Source organism: Paraburkholderia sp. SIMBA_030 (assembly GCF_046535245.1).
Lineage (GTDB): Bacteria > Pseudomonadota > Gammaproteobacteria > Burkholderiales > Burkholderiaceae > Paraburkholderia.
Genome location: NZ_JAWRXB010001634.1, coordinates 1 through 236, shown reverse-complemented (window position 1 = coordinate 236; position 236 = coordinate 1). Strand labels below are relative to the sequence as shown.

Annotated in this window: 1 protein-coding gene; it reads left to right on the top strand. The window is 59.3% G+C overall.

Annotated features, from left to right (window positions below; translation table 11 throughout):
- Nucleotides 1-144, top strand: coding sequence for a 6,7-dimethyl-8-ribityllumazine synthase (locus SB772_RS45545; RefSeq protein WP_410839219.1), 144 nt, complete (start codon nucleotides 1-3; stop codon nucleotides 142-144).
- The last annotated feature ends 92 nt before the right edge of the window (nucleotides 145-236 follow it).

Below are 236 nucleotides of genomic sequence, written 5' to 3'. Positions count from 1 at the left end.
ATCGGCAACGGCATTCTGACGGTTGAAAACGACGAGCAGGCTTGGGCACGCGTCCGCCGCTCCGACAAGGACAAGGGCGGTTTTGCCGCCCGTGCAGCTCTCACGATGATCGAGCTGAAGAAGAAACTGGGTGGGCTTGAATGAGCAATGAAACTCCGGAGCGTCAGGTAAAGGCGGCAAACCAGCGGGGCGCTGCGCGTCTTGCTGCCGTTCAGGCGCTCTATCAGATGGATATC